This is a genomic window from Pseudomonas sp. 2,4-D (genome assembly GCF_030418155.1).
Lineage (GTDB): Bacteria > Pseudomonadota > Gammaproteobacteria > Pseudomonadales > Pseudomonadaceae > Aquipseudomonas > Aquipseudomonas alloputida.
In genome coordinates this window covers 11,769-28,496 of the sequence record NZ_JAUHUI010000059.1, presented here as the reverse complement: position 1 = coordinate 28,496, position 16,728 = coordinate 11,769, and the positions used below count along the sequence as shown (strand labels likewise).

The 16,728-nt window shown below is 61.1% G+C and carries 13 protein-coding genes; 5 read left to right on the top strand and 8 right to left on the bottom strand.

Translation table 11 applies throughout. The features are described from left to right. Positions 1–30: 30 nt before the first annotated feature. From QYE47_RS25720 to acs, 7 genes are all read right to left on the bottom strand, one after another. On the bottom strand, positions 31–1,251 hold the full coding sequence (locus QYE47_RS25720) for an aspartate aminotransferase family protein (RefSeq protein WP_014590102.1): 1,221 nt from the start codon (positions 1,249–1,251) through the stop codon (positions 31–33). A gap of 375 nt (positions 1,252–1,626) precedes the next feature. After that, the gene (argR, locus tag QYE47_RS25715; protein ID WP_014590101.1) at positions 1,627–2,607 is read right to left on the bottom strand and encodes a transcriptional regulator ArgR; all 981 of its coding nucleotides are present in this window, start codon (positions 2,605–2,607) and stop codon (positions 1,627–1,629) included. A gap of 98 nt (positions 2,608–2,705) precedes the next feature. Further along, positions 2,706–3,470, bottom strand: coding sequence for an arginine/ornithine transport ATP-binding protein AotP (gene aotP, locus QYE47_RS25710; protein WP_014590100.1), 765 nt, complete (start codon positions 3,468–3,470; stop codon positions 2,706–2,708). Positions 3,471–3,492: 22 nt separating this feature from the next. Next, complete coding sequence (locus QYE47_RS25705; protein ID WP_014590099.1) at positions 3,493–4,191, bottom strand: ABC transporter permease; 699 nt, start codon at positions 4,189–4,191, stop codon at positions 3,493–3,495. Then, positions 4,188–4,877 carry an ABC transporter permease gene (locus QYE47_RS25700; RefSeq protein WP_003254523.1) on the bottom strand — a complete coding sequence of 230 codons (690 nt, stop codon included), beginning with the start codon at positions 4,875–4,877 and terminating at the stop codon, positions 4,188–4,190. Before QYE47_RS25700 ends, QYE47_RS25705 begins: the two co-directional genes overlap by 4 nt. A gap of 88 nt (positions 4,878–4,965) precedes the next feature. After that, complete coding sequence (locus QYE47_RS25695; RefSeq protein WP_003254524.1) at positions 4,966–5,751, bottom strand: ABC transporter substrate-binding protein; 786 nt, start codon at positions 5,749–5,751, stop codon at positions 4,966–4,968. A 535-nt stretch (positions 5,752–6,286) separates the two neighbouring features. Beyond that, positions 6,287–8,248 carry an acetate--CoA ligase gene (gene acs / locus QYE47_RS25690; RefSeq protein ID WP_003254525.1) on the bottom strand — a complete coding sequence of 654 codons (1,962 nt, stop codon included), beginning with the start codon at positions 8,246–8,248 and terminating at the stop codon, positions 6,287–6,289. 397 nt (positions 8,249–8,645) lie between these two features. On the opposite strand from acs, the gene QYE47_RS25685 reads away from it, so the two are divergent. After that, positions 8,646–8,900: a DUF2790 domain-containing protein gene (locus QYE47_RS25685; RefSeq protein WP_014590098.1), complete on the top strand. Its 255-nt coding sequence runs from the start codon at positions 8,646–8,648 to the stop codon at positions 8,898–8,900. A 148-nt stretch (positions 8,901–9,048) separates the two neighbouring features. Here the strand turns inward: QYE47_RS25685 and QYE47_RS25680 are convergent, their stop codons facing one another. Next, complete coding sequence (locus tag QYE47_RS25680; protein ID WP_014590097.1) at positions 9,049–10,608, bottom strand: sigma-54-dependent phenylalanine hydroxylase transcriptional regulator PhhR; 1,560 nt, start codon at positions 10,606–10,608, stop codon at positions 9,049–9,051. A 257-nt stretch (positions 10,609–10,865) separates the two neighbouring features. Between QYE47_RS25680 and phhA the strand changes: the two genes are divergently transcribed. From phhA to QYE47_RS25660, 4 genes are all read left to right on the top strand, one after another. After that, a complete protein-coding gene (gene phhA, locus QYE47_RS25675; RefSeq protein WP_003254528.1) occupies positions 10,866–11,654 on the top strand; it encodes a phenylalanine 4-monooxygenase in 789 nt (262 codons plus the stop codon). A 39-nt stretch (positions 11,655–11,693) separates the two neighbouring features. Then, positions 11,694–12,050, top strand: a complete 357-nt coding sequence (locus QYE47_RS25670; protein ID WP_003254532.1) for a 4a-hydroxytetrahydrobiopterin dehydratase — start codon at positions 11,694–11,696, stop codon at positions 12,048–12,050. A gap of 189 nt (positions 12,051–12,239) precedes the next feature. Next, a complete protein-coding gene (locus tag QYE47_RS25665) occupies positions 12,240–12,368 on the top strand; it encodes a hypothetical protein (protein WP_003254533.1) in 129 nt (42 codons plus the stop codon). A gap of 157 nt (positions 12,369–12,525) precedes the next feature. Then, the gene (locus QYE47_RS25660; protein WP_014590096.1) at positions 12,526–16,725 is read left to right on the top strand and encodes a deaminase domain-containing protein; all 4,200 of its coding nucleotides are present in this window, start codon (positions 12,526–12,528) and stop codon (positions 16,723–16,725) included. The last annotated feature ends 3 nt before the right edge of the window (positions 16,726–16,728 follow it).

Below are 16,728 nucleotides of genomic sequence, written 5' to 3'. Positions count from 1 at the left end.
CGCCGGGCCGGCGAAAAGACCACTGGCGGATCAGCCTTTGGTCAGTGTGGCCACAGCGCGTTCGAAGCGGTCCAGGCCTTCGTCGATGTCGGCGTCCTCAACCACCAGGCTTGGCGCGAAGCGGACCACGTCCGGGCCGGCCTGCAGCACCATCACGCCTTCTTTCTCGGCAGCATTGAGCACGTCCTTGGCCTTGCCTTTCCAGGCCTCGGTCAGGACACAGCCCAGCAGCAAGCCGACGCCACGCACCTGGCTGAACAGGTTGTACTGCTGGCCGATCTGTTCCAGGCGGGTTTTGAAGCGCTCGTGCTTAGCCTTGATACCGGCCAGGGTTTCCGGGGTATTGACCACATCCAGCACCGCGCAGGCAACGGCGCAGCCCAGCGGGTTGCCGCCATAGGTGGTGCCGTGGGTGCCAACGGCCAGGTGCGTGGCCAGCTCGGTGGTGGTCAGCATGGCGCCAATCGGGAAACCGCCGCCCAGGCTCTTGGCACTGGTCAGAATGTCCGGGGTCACGCCGTAGTGCTGGTAGGCATACAGCGAGCCGGTACGGCCCACGCCAGTCTGCACTTCGTCGAAGATCAGCAGAGCGTTGTGCTCGTCACACAGCTTGCGCGCGCCTTCCAGGTAGGCCTTGTCGGCCGGCACCACGCCGCTCTCGCCCTGGATCGGCTCGATCACCACGGCGCAGGTCTTGTCGGAAATCTGTGCCTTCAACGCTTCCAGGTCGTTGTACGGCACATGGCTGATACCGGTGATCTTCGGGCCAAAGCCATCGGAGTACTTCGGCTGGCCGCCCACGCTGACGGTAAACAGGGTGCGACCGTGGAAGCTGTTCAGGGTGGCGATGATTTCGTGCTTTTGCGGACCGAAGCGGTCATGCGCCACACGACGGGCCAGCTTGAAAGCGGCCTCGTTGGCCTCGGCGCCAGAGTTGCAGAAGAACGCGCGGTCGGCAAAGGTGGCGTCCACCAGCTTGTGGGCCAGGCGCAGGGCCGGCTCGTTGGTGAACACGTTGGAAACGTGCCAGAGGGTGTTGGCCTGTTCGGTCAGGGCCTTGACCAGTGCCGGGTGGCAGTGGCCCAGGGCATTGACCGCGATGCCGCCGGCAAAGTCGATCAGCTCGCGACCCGACTGGTCCCAGACACGGGAACCCTCGCCTCGCACAGGAATGAAGGCCGCCGGAGAATAGTTGGGGACCATCACCTGGTCGAAATCGGCACGTTGCACCGGGGCTTGCTCAACGGACATCTGAGTCTCCTGAAGAGGAACGCTGGCCTGGAAGTGGCGAGCGATGGGGGGATTGTAAGGACTGATCCGCGCCTGTCCTTGCGGCCAAGCGACAACTTGTTACAGCGCAAAACCCAGTTTTGACAAGGCTTTCGGCAATGCGACAAACACTGTCGCAATCGCGCAGTGTACGGGAGAGAGGGGGGCTGGGTGAACGGGTGTTCACACAGGATTGTGAGGGGGACAGGATGTACGGGTGTTCACATAGGATTGTGAGGGGGCAGGATGTACGGCGATGTTGATGTGTTGACGGGGAGATCGAGCGCCGCGCGGGCGGCGCTCGATTTGCGCCCCAACATCAACCTCAAGGCATACACCCCGAACCCACCCGAAATCTCAGCCCTTTTCAGCCGGCGCCGAGCTCAATTCAAACGGGCTGCTGCTGCGACGCTGGTTCCGGTCTTCCCGCGGCGTTGCACCAAAGAAGTTACGGTAGGCACTGGAAAAATGCGGCCCCGACGAGAAACCACAAGACAGCCCGATCTGGATGATCGACTTGCTGGTCTGCATCAGCATCTGCCGTGCCTTGTTCAACCGCAACTCCAGGTAGTACTGGCTGGGCACGCGGTTCAGGTACTGCTTGAAGATACGCTCCAACTGCCGACGCGACACACACACATGCTGGGCAATTTCGTCGGTGGTCAGCGGCTCTTCGATGTTGGCTTCCATCAGCAAAACGGCCTGAGTCAGCTTGGGGTGACTCGAGCCCAGGCGGTTCTGCAGCGGAATACGCTGGCGCTCGCCACCCTCGCGGATGCGCTCTACCACCAGCTCTTCCGACACCGCCCCGGCCAACTCCGCCCCGTGATCCCGCGCCAGCACCGCCAGCAGCAAGTCGGTCACGGCCATACCGCCGCAGGCGGTCAGACGGTCGCGATCCCAATCGAACAGGTGGCTGGTGGCAATCACCTTGGGGAAGCGTTCGGCAAAGTCATCCTGCCAGCGCCAGTGCACGGCTGCCCGGTACCCATCGAGCAGGCCCAGCATGGCCAGCGGATACACCCCGGCCGACAGACCACCGATCAGGCAACCACTGCGCGCCAGTTGCTTGAGCGCCGCTGAAAAGGCAGCCCCCATCGCCGCAGGCGGCTCGTCGGCCAGCAGAAATAGCTTGTGGCAGCCCTCCAGGCGGCCGGTCCACGGCTCGCCAGGCAGCCGCCAGACGCCTTCCTGCGCAGGCTCGGCCTGCAGGAAGACCAACTCGTAGACCACATCCGGATGCACACGCTGCGCCACCAGCAACACTTCCTCGGCCAACGCCAGGGTCAAAGGCCTGGTGCTGGGCCAGATGAGAAAACCGATTCGCTGGGTGGTCATAGGGTGCGGTCCGAAACCTGAGGTCGTTCGAGTCTGTGCGCCGGGTCAGGCTGCGCTCGCCGCGCAGCATGCCCTATTCTGGTGCAAAAATGCAGCTTTTACTTCAGGCTGCCGGAGAGGAACTGCTTCAAGCGCTCCGACTGCGGGTTGGCCAGCACTTCACGTGGGCAGCCGGTTTCTTCCACCAGGCCTTTGTGCAGGAACACCAACTGGTTGGACACCTCGCGGGCAAAGCCCATTTCGTGGGTCACCACCACCATGGTCCGACCTTCCTGGGCCAGCGCCTGCATCACCTTCAGCACATCACCCACCAGCTCAGGGTCAAGCGCCGAGGTCGGCTCGTCGAACAGCATGACCTCCGGCTCCATGGCCAGCGCCCGGGCAATTGCCACACGTTGTTGCTCCCCCCCCGACATATGCCCGGGGAAGGCATCCTTGCGATGAGCAACCCCCACCTTGGCCAGGTAGTGCTCGGCCTTTTCCAGGGCTTCCTTCTTGTTCACGCCCAGCACGTGCACTGGCGCTTCGATGATGTTCTCAAGCGCAGTCATGTGCGACCACAGGTTGAAGTGCTGAAACACCATCGACAGGCGCGAGCGCATGCGTTGCAATTGACGCGGGTCGGCGGCCTTCAACGCGCCATCCTTGCCGGGGACCAGCTTCAGTTCTTCGTTGTTGAGCAGGATCTTGCCGGCGTGCGGCTGCTCCAGCAGGTTGATGCAGCGCAGGAAGGTCGACTTGCCCGAACCGCTGGAGCCGATGATGCTGATGACGTCGCCGGCCTTGGCCGCCAGCGACACGCCCTTGAGCACTTCGTGGCTGCCGTAGCGCTTGTGCAGGTCTTGGACTTCGAGTTTGTACATGCTGTCGATTCTCACAAAGCGGTCAGTGCTTGCGCGGCGCCAGGTAGCCGAGCCAGCGGCGTTCGGCCATCTTGAACAGGCGCACCAGGATGAAGGTCAGGCACAGGTAGAACACGCCCGCCGTGATATAGGCCTCGAAAGGCAGGTAGTACTGGGCATTGACCGTGCGCGCAGCACCGGTGATGTCGATCAGGGTGACGATCGACGCCAGGCTGGTGGTCTGCAGCATCATGATCACTTCATTGCTGTACTGCGGCAGTGCCCGACGCAATGCCGAAGGCAGCAGGATGCGGCGGTACATTTTCATGCGCGACATCCCCATGGCCTTGGCGGCCTCGATCTCGCCATGCGGCGTCGCCTTGAGGCTGCCGGCAATGATTTCGGCGGTATAGGCACTGGTATTGATGCCGAACGCCAGGCAGGCGCAGAAGGTGGCGCTGGACAGCAGCGGCCAGAAGATACTCTCGCGCACCGCCTCGAACTGGGCCAGGCCGTAGTAGATCAGGAACAGCTGCACCAGCATCGGTGTGCCACGGATGACGTAGGTGTACAGCCATGCAGCAAGGTTGATCACCGGCTGCCTGGATACCCGCATCAGGCCCAGCGGAATGGCTGCCAACAGGCCGAAGAAAAGCGAAATCGCCAGCAGCTTCAGGGTGGTCAGCAAACCGCCGAAGTACATCGGCAGCGCTTCCCAGACGACGTTGTAGTCGAAGATCATAGTTCAGCCACCTTGACGCCCACCGAGTAGCGGCGCTCCAGATACTTCAGGGCCAGCAGCGAAACACTGGTCAGCACCAGGTACAGCGCCGCCACTGCCAGGAAGAAGGTGAAGGGTTCGCGGGTGGCGTCAGCCGCCTGCTTGGCCTTGAACATCATGTCCTGCAGGCCGACGACCGAAATCAGCGCAGTAGCCTTGGTCAGCACCAGCCAGTTGTTGGTGAAGCCCGGAATGGCCAGGCGAATCATTTGCGGTACCTGGATGCGGAAGAACACTTGGCGGGGGCTCATGCCATACGCCACGCCCGCCTCGGCCTGGCCTTTGGGAATGCCCAGGAAGGCCCCGCGGAAGGTTTCCGAGAGGTAGGCGCCAAAGATGAAGCCCAGGGTACCGATACCTGCAATCAGCGGGTTCAGATCGATATAGTCTTCGTAGCCGAGCAGCGGCGCCACCCGGTTGATGATGTCTTGCCCGCCGTAGAAGATCAGCAGGATCAGGACCAGGTCCGGAATACCACGGATCACCGTGGAATACAGATCGCCCAGCCAGGCCAACCAGCGCACTGGCGACAAACGCAGCGCCACACCGATCAGGCCGAGCACGATGGCCAGGGCCATCGACGACAGGGCGAGCTGTAGCGTCAGCCACGCCCCGTCGAGGATGACTGCCCCGTAGCCTTTCAACATGATGAGGTCCTCGACCTAGAGAATGAAAAATGGTGCAAACCTCAGAGCCTCTGCTGTTTGCACCATTGCACAGGTGAAACCCGACGTCTTACTTCGAGTCTGGACCGTAGATGTCGAAATTGAAGTACTTGCTTTCGATTTCTTTGTACTTGCCGTTGGCACGGATGGCGTCGATCGCCGCGTTGATGCGGTCGACATTGGCCTTGTCACCCTTGCGTACGGCAATACCGATACCGTCACCGAAGTACTTGGCGTCGGTGAAGGCCGGGCCTACGAACGCGAAGCCCTTGCCGGCGTCAGTCTTGAGGAAGCCGTCTTCCAGCAGGGTGGCATCAGCCACGGTGCCGTCGAGGCGGCCAGCTGCGACGTCCAGGTAGATTTCGTTCTGGGTGCCGTAAGGCACCACGGTGGCACCTTTGGCACCCAGCACTTCCTTGGCGAAGCGGTCGTGAATGGAGCCGCGCTGCACGCCGATCTTCTTGCCTTTCAGTTCGTCCAGGCTGTCGCTGACGGTGGTGCCGTCCTTCATGACCAGGCGCGCCGGAGTCAGGTAGTAGCGCTTGGTGAAGTCGACCGACTTCTTGCGGTCATCGGTGATCGACATGGACGACAGGATGGCGTCGATCTTGCGCACTTTCAGCGCCGGGATCAGGCCGTCGAACTCCTGCTCGACCCAGGTACACTTGGTTTTCATCTCTTCGCACAGCGCGTTGCCGATATCGTAGTCAAAGCCGGCAATGCTGCCGTCAGGTTGCTTGAAGGCGAAGGGTGGGTAGGCAGCTTCGATGCCGATTTTCAGCGGTTTTTCAGCAGCCTGCGACACCAGGGAAAACACAGACAGCGCCAGGGCGCCAAGCAGTGCGAGCTTCTTCATCAGGTAACTCCATCGGTACGGGGCAATACAAGGCAGGTAACGGCTGCCCGATATGCGAATGAGTACAACGCGAGCCGCGCAGGGTTCGACCAAGGCCGCATACCACGAGCGAGTGAGTGGCATTTTAACGACAGCCCGGTAGTCGATATTTCTTCAAAGCGACAACTACTTATAGAAGCGCCTGAAACCGCCGCGGGCGATGTTGACAGCCAATGCAGAATATGCAATGGCGCAAGAAATAGAACCTATAGACCTAGCAATTCCTGGGCCTATTATTGGCAAAGCCTTGTACGACGGCAAGTGCAGCGTGCTTTGATGCACAAAATGCTGACTCCTATGCACCGAAACGGGCCGGAATTGTTTCCTGGCGCCCCGAACCTGTGCAGGACCGGTGACAGAACGGTAACCGATGATTGTCGGGTAACAATGCAAGAGCGGGCTTGCCCGCGAATGCGTGAGGTCAGGGGACAGCTTAGCCTGAACTGGCGCATTCGCGGGCAAGCCCGCTCCTACAGGGGGTATTGCCGGGAAGGGGTTAGGCCGAAGCCAGGTTCATCGCCTTGTGGGTATCGATCAGGTGCTGCACCACACCTGGGTCGGCCAAGGTCGAGATATCGCCCAGGGCGTCGTACTCACCGGTGGCGATCTTGCGCAGGATGCGGCGCATGATCTTGCCCGAGCGGGTCTTCGGCAGCCCCGGCGCCCACTGGATCACATCCGGCGAAGCAATCGGGCCGATCTCCTTGCGCACCCAGTTCTTCAGCTCCAGGCGCAATTGCTCGCTGGCCTCGATGCCGGCATTGAGGGTGACATACACATAAATGCCCTGCCCTTTGATGTCATGCGGCACGCCAACCACTGCAGCCTCGGCAACCTTCGAGTGCGCGACCATGGCGCTTTCAATCTCGGCAGTGCCCATGCGGTGGCCGGACACGTTGAGCACGTCATCCACACGGCCGGTGATCCAGTAGTAACCGTCCTCGTCGCGGCGCGCACCGTCGCCGGTGAAGTACATGCCACGGAAGGTCTTGAAGTAGGTGTCGACGAAGCGGTCATGGTCGCCGTACAGCGAACGCGACTGGCCCGGCCAGGAGTCGAGGATTACCAGGTTGCCTTCGGCAGCACCGTCGATCAGGTTGCCCAGGTTATCGACCAGTGCAGGCACCACACCGAAGAACGGGCGGGTTGCCGAACCCGGCTTGAGGCCGGTGGCACCAGGCAGCGGGCTGATCAGGATGCCGCCGGTCTCGGTCTGCCACCAGGTGTCGACGATCGGGCAACGCTCCTTGCCGACGGTTTTGTAGTACCAGTTCCAGGCTTCAGGGTTGATCGGCTCACCCACCGACCCCAGCAGGCGCAGGCTGGAACCGTCGGCGCCTTCAACAGCTGCCTGCCCTTCGGCCATCATGGCGCGAATGGCAGTTGGCGCTGTGTAGAGGATGTTGACCTTGTGCTTGTCGACGATCTTCGATACGCGGGTAATGTCCGGGTAGTTCGGCACACCTTCAAACAGCAAGGTGGTGGCGCCGTTGGCCAGCGGGCCGTAGACGATATAGCTGTGGCCTGTGACCCAACCGACGTCGGCGGTGCACCAGTACACCTCGCCCGGACGGTAATCGAACACGCGTTCATGGGTCAGCGCGGCGTAAACCAGGTAACCGCCTGTGGTGTGCAGCACGCCCTTCGGCTTGCCGGTGGAGCCGGAGGTATAAAGGATGAACAGCGCCTCTTCAGCGCCCATTTCTTTGGGTGCACAGTGGCTGGAGGCCACTTTCATCAGGTCTTCGTACCAGATGTCGCGGTGCTGGTGCCAGGCAATGTCGCCACCGGTGCGCTTGCACACGATGATTTTCTGCACGCTGCTGGTTTCAGGGTTGGTCAGCGCCAGGTCGACGTTGGCCTTGAGCGGGGTACGGCGGCCACCACGTACGCCTTCGTCGGCAGTGATCACCACCTTGGACTTGCAGTCGATGATACGGCCAGCCAGCGCCTCGGGCGAGAAGCCACCGAACACCACCGAGTGAATCGCACCAATGCGTGCACAGGCCAGCATGGCGACCACAGCTTCGGGGATCATCGGCATATAGATGGTGACCACGTCACCGCGGTGCACATCCTGGCCACGCAGGGCGTTGGCGAACTTGCAGACCTGCTCGTGCAACTCGCGGTAAGTGATGTTGCGGTGCTCGGAAGGGTCGTCACCTTCCCAGATGATGGCCAACTGGTCACCGCGCTCTTCAAGGTGGCGGTCCAGGCAGTTGGAGGAAACGTTCAGAGTGCCGTCGGCGAACCATTTGATATCGACATGGTGGTCGTCGAAGGAGGTCTGTTTGACCTTGGTGAACGGCTTGATCCAGTCGATACGCTGGGCCTGCTCGCGCCAGAAGCCGTCCGGGTTGATCACCGATTGCTGGTACATGGCCTTGTAGGTGGCCTCGTCGGTCAGGGTAGTGGCCGCAACCTCGGGACGAACGGGATACAGTGGAGCCGCACTCATCTGTGTTACCTCGGTGTAATAGTTGTTTTTGTATGGAACCGTTTGTAACTGTACCAGAGCGACAAAAGCCATTCGACGTTGGTAGTAATTTGGTACACCCGTTCCGGCAAAACGCTCTGGCGCGGGCATTACAGCCTTGCCGACGAAAAAATGAGGGGTTTGCCACAGGATTGTTACAGATTCTGTCAAAACACTTTATCAAAACACCCACTGTTTCAGCATCGGCCACCGCCATAAAATTCACCTCGCCAGCAACGGCAAGGCGATTAACAACTGGTAACAGCCCCCACGAAGGCAAGCGTTAATCCCCCTCTAATCCCGATAGTTAAAACTCGCTGTACTCGCGGCGCCATAAGCGCCGCGTGCCCCCTCACGACCTTAGACAGGTAAATAGAAAATGAAAGCTTTACTGGTATTGGTACTTGGCAGTCTTTGCGGCGCGGCGATGGCCGGCGAAGCCAAAGATGCCGAGCAGATTCCGGTTGAACAGTACAGTTACTCGCAGCACCTGGACATTGCTCGCGTCATTTCCATGAGCGAAGTGCCTAATGTGTGCGAAGTCGTGCCCGCCCGCATGACCTACGAGGACTCCAAGGGCCAAACGCACATTCTCGAATACCGCGTGATGGGGAACGGCTGCTCTAACGGCTGATACCTTGTGAATTGGGGGCCCTGCGGGCCCCTTCGCGGGTGAACCCGCTCCTACGGGTACCACGCAAACCATGAATGTGGCGCGGTACCAGCGGGTTCACCCGCGAAGCATTCACCACCTGATTAACAGGCTATTAACTTACAGCCATTTAATCAGTCGACTTGCCCAACGAATAATCCCTCAACTTGTTGGCAATCGTGGTATGCGAAACACCCAGTCTTTTGCCCAAGGCCCGACTACTGGGAAACTCCCCCATCAAACTTTCCAGCACCGCCTTTTCAAAGCGCCCTACTATCTGCGAAAGATCCCCTTCCAGCGAAAACTCGCCCAACGGTTGCCGCACGCCATAATCCGGCAAACGAATATGCTCGCTTTTAACTACGCCGCCGTCACATAACGAAACCGCCTGGAACAAAACGTTTTCCAACTGCCTTACATTACCTGGCCAGTGATACTGCCCAAGTTTGTCCATTGCCGCCGGTGCCAGGCGCGGCATGGCGCAGCCAATCTGCCGACTGGCCTGATCGAGAAAATGCTGCACCAACCCCTCCAGACCATCCATGCATTCGCGCAAAGGCGGAATGTGCAGCGACAGTACATTGAGCCGGTGATACAGGTCCTGGCGAAACTCGCCACGGGCACACAACTCGGACAAATCAACCTGGGTTGCACAAATCACCCGCACATCCAGGTAGACCTCTTCATCGCTACCTACCCGACGAAAGCAGCCGTCCTGCAGAAAGCGCAGCAGCTTCACCTGCAAGCGCGGGCTCATCTCCCCTACCCCGTCAAGGAACAGCGTGCCGCCTGCAGTCAACTCCAGCAGCCCCAGCTTGCCTTCGGCCCGTGCCCCTTCGAATGCCCCAGGGCCGTAACCGAACAGCTCGGTCTCGGCCATCGACTCGGGCAACCCGGCGCAGTTGAGCGCCATCAGCGGCGACTGTCCACGGGGGCTGGCCAGGTGGCAGGCACGCGCCAGCAACTCCTTGCCGGTACCGGTTTCGCCCTCGATCAACAACGGTGCATCCAGCGGCGCCATGCGCCGCGCTTCACGCACCACGGCAGCCATCACCCGCGAGCTCTGGAAGATGCTGTCGAAGCCACGCAGCTCTTGCTTGCGCACATTGTAGATACGCTCGCCGATCCGGTCGGCGCGGTGCAGGGTAAGCACCGCGCCGGCCAGCGCCTCGCTGTCATCGTGCTCGGACTGCAGCGGTGCGATATCGGCCAGGAACACATCGCCTTTGACTTTGATGCGCAAGCCGTTGATGCGCGACTTGTTGGCCCGCACCAGCTCTGGTAGATCGAAGTCTTCCACGTAGCGCGCCAGCGGCATGCCCGGCACCTCATCAACCCGCACGCCAAGCAACTGCGCGGCTGCACGGTTGGCGGCAACGATGCTGCCGCCCATGTCGATCGACAACACCGGAAAATCCAGCGCCCCCAGCAACGCATTCAGCTCCATGTGCCGGCGTTCGCTGGGCATCAGGCCCACACGCTTTACGCCGAATACCCCGGCGATCGCCTCGAACTTCGGCCGCAGGGCCTGAAATTGCAGGTTGATCAGGTTCGGGCAGTGCAGGTAGATGGCGTTGCCATGATCACCGCCGACCTCACCGCGCAGCACGTTGATGCCGTACTCCACCAGCAGGTTGAGGATGTCGCGCAGGATGCCAATGCGGTTCTGGCAATGGACTTTGATACGCATGAGGGCTCTCGAAGCGCTGATGTTTTTCAACACCGCGCAGAAAAGTCGTAAAGATAAGCTGACAAAAACTGCGTTTACGCCAGCCAGATGCCTCGAATTTTCCGACACTTGCCGCGTTTTGTAAAATTATCGTTACGAAAAGCCGCATTGGCCCCCTCCGCGGCCGAGCCCCGCCCCCGTGCAAAACCGCTGGCGAAGGGATATTCCTTTAGGCATGTCCTGTACATAACAAGAAAAGCCCTCACCAGGAGAGCCTCATGAAACAGACGCAATACGTGGCACGCGAGCCCGATGCGCATGGTTTTATCGATTACCCGCAGCAAGAGCATGCGGTTTGGAACACCTTGATCACCCGCCAGCTGAAAGTGATCGAAGGCCGTGCGTGCCAAGAGTACCTGGACGGCATCGACCAGCTGAAATTGCCGCATGACCGCATTCCGCAACTGGGCGAGATCAACAAGGTGCTGGGTGCCACCACCGGCTGGCAGGTTGCCCGGGTTCCGGCGCTGATCCCCTTCCAGACCTTCTTCGAATTGCTGGCCAGCAAGCGCTTTCCGGTTGCCACCTTCATCCGCACCCCGGAAGAGCTGGACTACCTGCAAGAGCCGGATATCTTCCACGAAATCTTCGGCCACTGCCCGCTGCTGACCAATCCCTGGTTCGCCGAGTTCACTCACACCTACGGCAAGCTCGGCCTCGCCGCGACCAAGGAACAACGCGTGTACCTGGCGCGCCTGTACTGGATGACCATCGAGTTTGGCCTGATGGAAACCGCGCAAGGCCGCAAAATCTATGGCGGCGGCATCCTCTCGTCACCGAAAGAGACCGTCTACAGTCTGTCTGACGAGCCCGAGCACCAGGCCTTCGACCCGATCGAGGCCATGCGTACGCCCTACCGCATCGACATTCTGCAACCGGTGTATTTCGTGCTGCCGAACATGAAGCGCCTGTTCGACCTGGCCCACGAGGACATCATGGGTATGGTCCACAAAGCCATGCAGCTGGGTCTGCACGCACCGAAGTTTCCACCCAAGGTCGCTGCCTGAGCGATCTTGCCGATAACAACTCGAACCGGAAAACACCTCATGAATGCCTTGAACCAAGCCCATTGCGAAGCCTGCCGCGCCGATGCACCGAAGGTCACCGACGAAGAGCTGGCCGAGCTGATCCGCGAAATCCCGGACTGGAACATCGAAGTACGTGACGGCCACATGGAGCTGGAGCGCGTGTTCCTGTTCAAGAACTTCAAGCACGCCCTTGCGTTCACCAATGCCGTGGGCGAAATCGCCGAAGCCGAAGGCCACCACCCAGGGCTGCTGACTGAATGGGGCAAGGTCACCGTGACCTGGTGGAGCCACTCGATCAAAGGCCTGCACCGCAACGACTTCATCATGTGCGCACGCACTGACAAAGTGGCGGAAACGGCTGAAGGCCGGAAGTAAACACCAGAAAGAAGGGGCCAGAGGCCCCTTTTTTCATGGGGCATATGTGCGCTGTTCGCCCGCAAAACCGACAAACGACCGGGAAAAAAACCAAACTGTCATCCAGACTTGTGTATCCTGCCCCAGCTTTTTGAAGCTACAAACGCGCCTGGCGCAGACTTTTCACTCACACTTGCGAGGAACGACGAGATGCATGAAATCCCGAATCTTCCCTTCCCAAGCCTGAACCCAGAAGAGCCATCCGTGACCGTTCACGCCGAACCGGCAGCTGCCGCCGAGCAGGATGGTGACGATCAATCCAGCGCTGACCAGGAATAACTGCGCATCCCCGATTGTGTGAAAACGGCTGACCTGCGGGCTACCCCCGTCATCACGTTTTCACACCGTCTAAAATCAACGTTGTAACAACCCACTACCACCTGCCCCGCCCCTCCCCCACACAGACTCGTGCCTCCAACCGCAAAGAGGCAGAGCCATGTCATCCATCACTGACGCCGCCGACCTACTCGCCCGGATAGACACGCTGGACGCCGAGAGCGTGCGCCTGCACAGCGACCTGTCCGGTCCAATGGACCTGGCCACATCGCTGCGCGAACATTTCAACCAGGCCCTGGGCTTCACGGACCTGTTCCCCGTCGACCTGAGCGATCATGACCTGCGCCAACAACTGACCGCAGCTTTCGCCAGTGAACCGGCGCGTGAGCACTTCAACCGCACCCTGCGACGCCCCGCCGGCAGCCAAGTAGAGGCGAACCTGGTGGCGACCTTGCAGGCAAAACTGGCCCATATCGTGATCACGGCAACCGATGCCTCACTGATCGCCGGGTTGAACGAAGGCCTGCCCTACCCATGGCCCTATGCCAGTTGCAGCCTTGCCCAGGCACTCTGGGCTCGCCGGGTATGCCTGACCCAGCGTGACTGCTTCGTAGCGGCCGCCTTGCTGCTGTACCCCAGTTTGCCAACTACCCCCCAGCCCCCTCGATCGGCCTCCCGTCCACTGGTGCTGGACAACTACCTGGACCTGCCCACACTGGCCAGACACCTGCTGAAGCCTCCAGCCGGTGTTCACCTTGCCGTACACCTGTTCAACGCCCTCGGTGCGACAGTCTATGCACAAGGCAGGCGTTACCGCCCGCCCACTGCCCGCGAACGGGAGGCAGGCATAACCCCTGATCAAAATGGAAAGGCGTTTCTCCCAGGCCCGGCCTTGAATGCGCCAGCGGCGCAAGCGCTCGACGCCCTGCTGCATTCGTCCATGTTCAGCCGATGGGCCGGCGAACTGGCCGCCTCGGCAGAATGGGATGCCAGCTCCGATCACTTGGCCTTGGCCGAACAAACCTTGATCGACGTGTTGTACCCACCCGATGACCGCCAGCCGGGGCTGATCATGGCTTTCGATCTGTTCAGCCCGGACAATGCCACGCTCCCCGTTGAGGAAATCCGCCTTGACCTGATCAACAGTGTGCAAATCCGTCTCGCCTGCACCCCGGCGATTGCGCAACTGGCCGGTGAGCTGCTGATGCGCCGCTTCGCGCCCGAACTACTGCTCAGTGGCTACCCGGCCGATTTCAGCTTCGAGCCCGACCTGCGCTGGGCCAGCGTCCGTCAGGGAGCCCTGATACTCAGCGCCCGCCAGCAACCGATGACCTTCGACAACGCAGAAGAGGTCATGCGCCAGGCCCTGCAAGAGAATGACCCCGTTCCCGAAGAAGCACTGCGCCAGACGCTGGCGGTGTGGGCCCCCTTGCGCGGATCATTCGAACTCCCCCCGCCCTGGTCGCACCAGCAATGGCAATTGGCGTTGCATCGCTACCTGGCGGTCAGGGACGTTGAAAGCCTCAATGATCTCCCGGACCGCTTCGAGGAGGCGCGTCGTCAGTTGCTCCAGAGCCGGATAGCGCCAGAGTCGCGCAATGCGGATGGCCAGGTGCACCTGCTGATGTACCTTGACCATGGCGCAGGCTACCGAGGCAATCCCCGCTTGCCGGACGTGACCGCCTGGTATGAAGTGGCCTTCGGCGCTTGGGAACAGCGTGCCATCAACGTCTATCAAGCTATCCTGCACCGCTGCTTGAGCCACCTGCCGGAAGATATCAAGGACCGCCTGCGTGATGGCCACTGGACCGCCTATGCCGTGACCTGGCCGATCTACGTGGGCCCTGATAACCGACCTGAGTACGGCTCCAGCCCCAGAGCGGACTGGCACATGCAGACGGCCACCCAGGGTTTCGTCGTACATGCCCCCGGCACAGAGGGCGATTGGCTTTACGAGCTGTTCCCCGAACGGCTGCACTGGCAAGCCCACTTCGTTACCCACACAGCGCCGACGCGCCTGGCCGAGCAATTGACGCTGCTCTACAGCGAATACAACCAATCACGACTGCCGTGGATCGCTGCTGACTTTCCTGCCTTGCGACCCGTGCTCATCGCCCCCACGCAAGATCGCCTCGACTCACTGGCCAGGCATTACGCCAGCGTTATCGCCTTGGGCAATCGGGATGCTTTGCATGCACTGGGCAAAGGCGCTACCCCGCATGAACAATTCCTGGCCAGGCGCCAGTCCGTGAGCACTGGGCGCTACTTGCAACGGTTGTTTTCCAACCTGATACCGGGCTTGAGTTGCCTGAACCCAGAGGATGGCAGCGATGCCCTGGCTTGCGTCCTGGACATCGCCGCGCTGAAAGGCGCGGCAGTCACGCTCGGTGGACGGGCCTTCAAACCATTGGCCAAGCTTCCCGGCGTGCTGGGCCAAAGCGCCAACACCGCACGCCTGAACGCCGCGCGTGCCGCCCGACGCTGGAGCAGCATCCCCATCACGCCCGACTTCAGCGAGCGCATTACCCCGCCCAAGCGCTGGCGCAGCGCGCCCGAACTGACGATGGTCGCCCCCGAATCCCGGGAACTCATGACGCAGCGAAGGGTACTCCCGGGCCAGACGCCCGATGCCGTACTACTTGACCAGATACCCGGCAGCCATGGTCCGGTGCCACGCGAGCTGCCCGAGACAGCCACACTGATCCCCCGCGACAATGCCACGGTCGATGCAATCATTCATGGCGCCGCCTATCGCCTTCAAACACCGAACACCTCGGGGCTGCTACGTCGGGTTGCGCATGAGCCGCTACTCGGCCAGCCGCCCACCATGGTGCCGCCGCCTTACCCCGGCGGCGAAGCGCGAATGGCCCTGAGCTTCTCGCCTTTGCCCAATGACGCCGGCACACCCGCATTCGGACAACAGGTCAGTCACGCCTTCCAAACCGTGCGAATCGAGCCGGTACCGATTCGTTACCGCCCCCAGCACACGCGCTTCGACATCTGGGCGCAGGTCATGGTGCGCGAGGGCAAGGTCGTCGTACACGCCCCTAATAACCCCAAGCGATTGAAGCCCTTGCCCGCCGAAGAAAACCAGTTACGCCTTGGCGTCATCTCGCCTCCCGTGTACCACAGGCGCATCGTGGTCGACCCATCGCCTGAACTACGCTTTGGCTTGCCTGCGGACATGCCGATCGAGCAAGTCAGGCAGATTACCGACTACTGCCCTCCCGTGCGCCTGGGCGGGCTGGCGCGGACCATCCCCGACCGCCGCACCCTGCGCGGCGCATTGATCGACTGGCGCGGTGAGCAGTGGTTGATCGTCGAGGCCGATCTGGGGGTATTCTATGGCGCCCCCCATCAGCCCTGGGCGTGGCAGACAAGGCTGCTGGATGCCCCGGCCCTGCCAGCTTCGCTGCCACATCCGCCCAGAGGGCTGCGTCGCAAGTTCGAGAGAATCACCGACCACGAGGCCATCGAACGGTACCTGGAAATCAGCGAAACCTACCGCATCGTCGCCGAGCGTCCCAACCTGCAGCGCGATATCGATAACGTGGCCAGATTGCTGCGCGACTGGATAGAACAAGGGCGAACATGGCAGCCCCGCCGCCCCTCGCCCTACCTGCAGTTCATCGAAGCCATGGAGTCGCGCCTGCTCCCGGCATACGCGCGCAACATTCTCACGCAGAGCACGGCCCAGGACGCTTTGGCGGGCCCCGCCAGTCGCGGCATTGCAGCGTTGAACCGGGAGATAATCCCGATCTGGAGGCAGTTCCACAGCACCAGCGCCGCAGACCGCCAACACATCCTTGGCGTACTGGACGATCTGCTACCTGCGCGCGGCGCCACTACCCCTTACACACCGGCAGCAGGTGCACAGTCGCTCGACGACAACGCGATGGCTGCCTTGCGTCAGCACCTCTACCCAGTCAACCTGGCCTTTGCCAGCGTCACGCTGAAGGACCATAGCCGCGTGGTGTTCTTCGCCCTGTCAGGCAGCCCTGGCCGCCGCGCATTGGATATCACCCCGACGCCCCGCCTCACACCGGCAGTGGAATATGTCGATGCACGTCAGGTTAACCAGTCTTTCCCGCCAGACCCGCGGTTTACCGAGCTGCCAATCCTGCGGCGCGCAGATTTCCTGTGGACGCGCGTCCATAAGCGACATCTCGATGCCGAACGACACATCGCCAGCGCGCTGAACCGCAGACTGCTTCACCGCCACACCGAGGTCGAGCGTATCGATGTCTTCACAATGCTCGACTCCTGTCGCTCCTGTGGCGGCTTCGTCCTGCCGCGCTTGCGGCTGGATTACCCGCAAGCCGAGTTCAGTGTGACCTGGATGCTCGATTACACCAACTGACTA

Bases quoted from the DNA above. Each gene is read 5' to 3' on its own strand.
- QYE47_RS25685 (WP_014590098.1), top strand. From the start codon at position 8,646: ATGAAAGCTTTACTGGTATTGGTACTTGGCAGTCTTTGCGGCGCGGCG.
- acs (WP_003254525.1), bottom strand. From the start codon at position 8,248: ATGAGTGCGGCTCCACTGTATCCCGTTCGTCCCGAGGTTGCGGCCACT.
- QYE47_RS25705 (WP_014590099.1), bottom strand. From the start codon at position 4,191: ATGATCTTCGACTACAACGTCGTCTGGGAAGCGCTGCCGATGTACTTC.
- QYE47_RS25660 (WP_014590096.1), top strand. From the start codon at position 12,526: ATGTCATCCATCACTGACGCCGCCGACCTACTCGCCCGGATAGACACG.
- QYE47_RS25665 (WP_003254533.1), top strand. From the start codon at position 12,240: ATGCATGAAATCCCGAATCTTCCCTTCCCAAGCCTGAACCCAGAAGAG.
- QYE47_RS25720 (WP_014590102.1), bottom strand. From the start codon at position 1,251: ATGTCCGTTGAGCAAGCCCCGGTGCAACGTGCCGATTTCGACCAGGTG.
- QYE47_RS25700 (WP_003254523.1), bottom strand. From the start codon at position 4,877: ATGTTGAAAGGCTACGGGGCAGTCATCCTCGACGGGGCGTGGCTGACG.
- QYE47_RS25695 (WP_003254524.1), bottom strand. From the start codon at position 5,751: ATGAAGAAGCTCGCACTGCTTGGCGCCCTGGCGCTGTCTGTGTTTTCC.
- argR (WP_014590101.1), bottom strand. From the start codon at position 2,607: ATGACCACCCAGCGAATCGGTTTTCTCATCTGGCCCAGCACCAGGCCT.
- QYE47_RS25670 (WP_003254532.1), top strand. From the start codon at position 11,694: ATGAATGCCTTGAACCAAGCCCATTGCGAAGCCTGCCGCGCCGATGCA.
- QYE47_RS25680 (WP_014590097.1), bottom strand. From the start codon at position 10,608: ATGCGTATCAAAGTCCATTGCCAGAACCGCATTGGCATCCTGCGCGAC.
- phhA (WP_003254528.1), top strand. From the start codon at position 10,866: ATGAAACAGACGCAATACGTGGCACGCGAGCCCGATGCGCATGGTTTT.
- aotP (WP_014590100.1), bottom strand. From the start codon at position 3,470: ATGTACAAACTCGAAGTCCAAGACCTGCACAAGCGCTACGGCAGCCAC.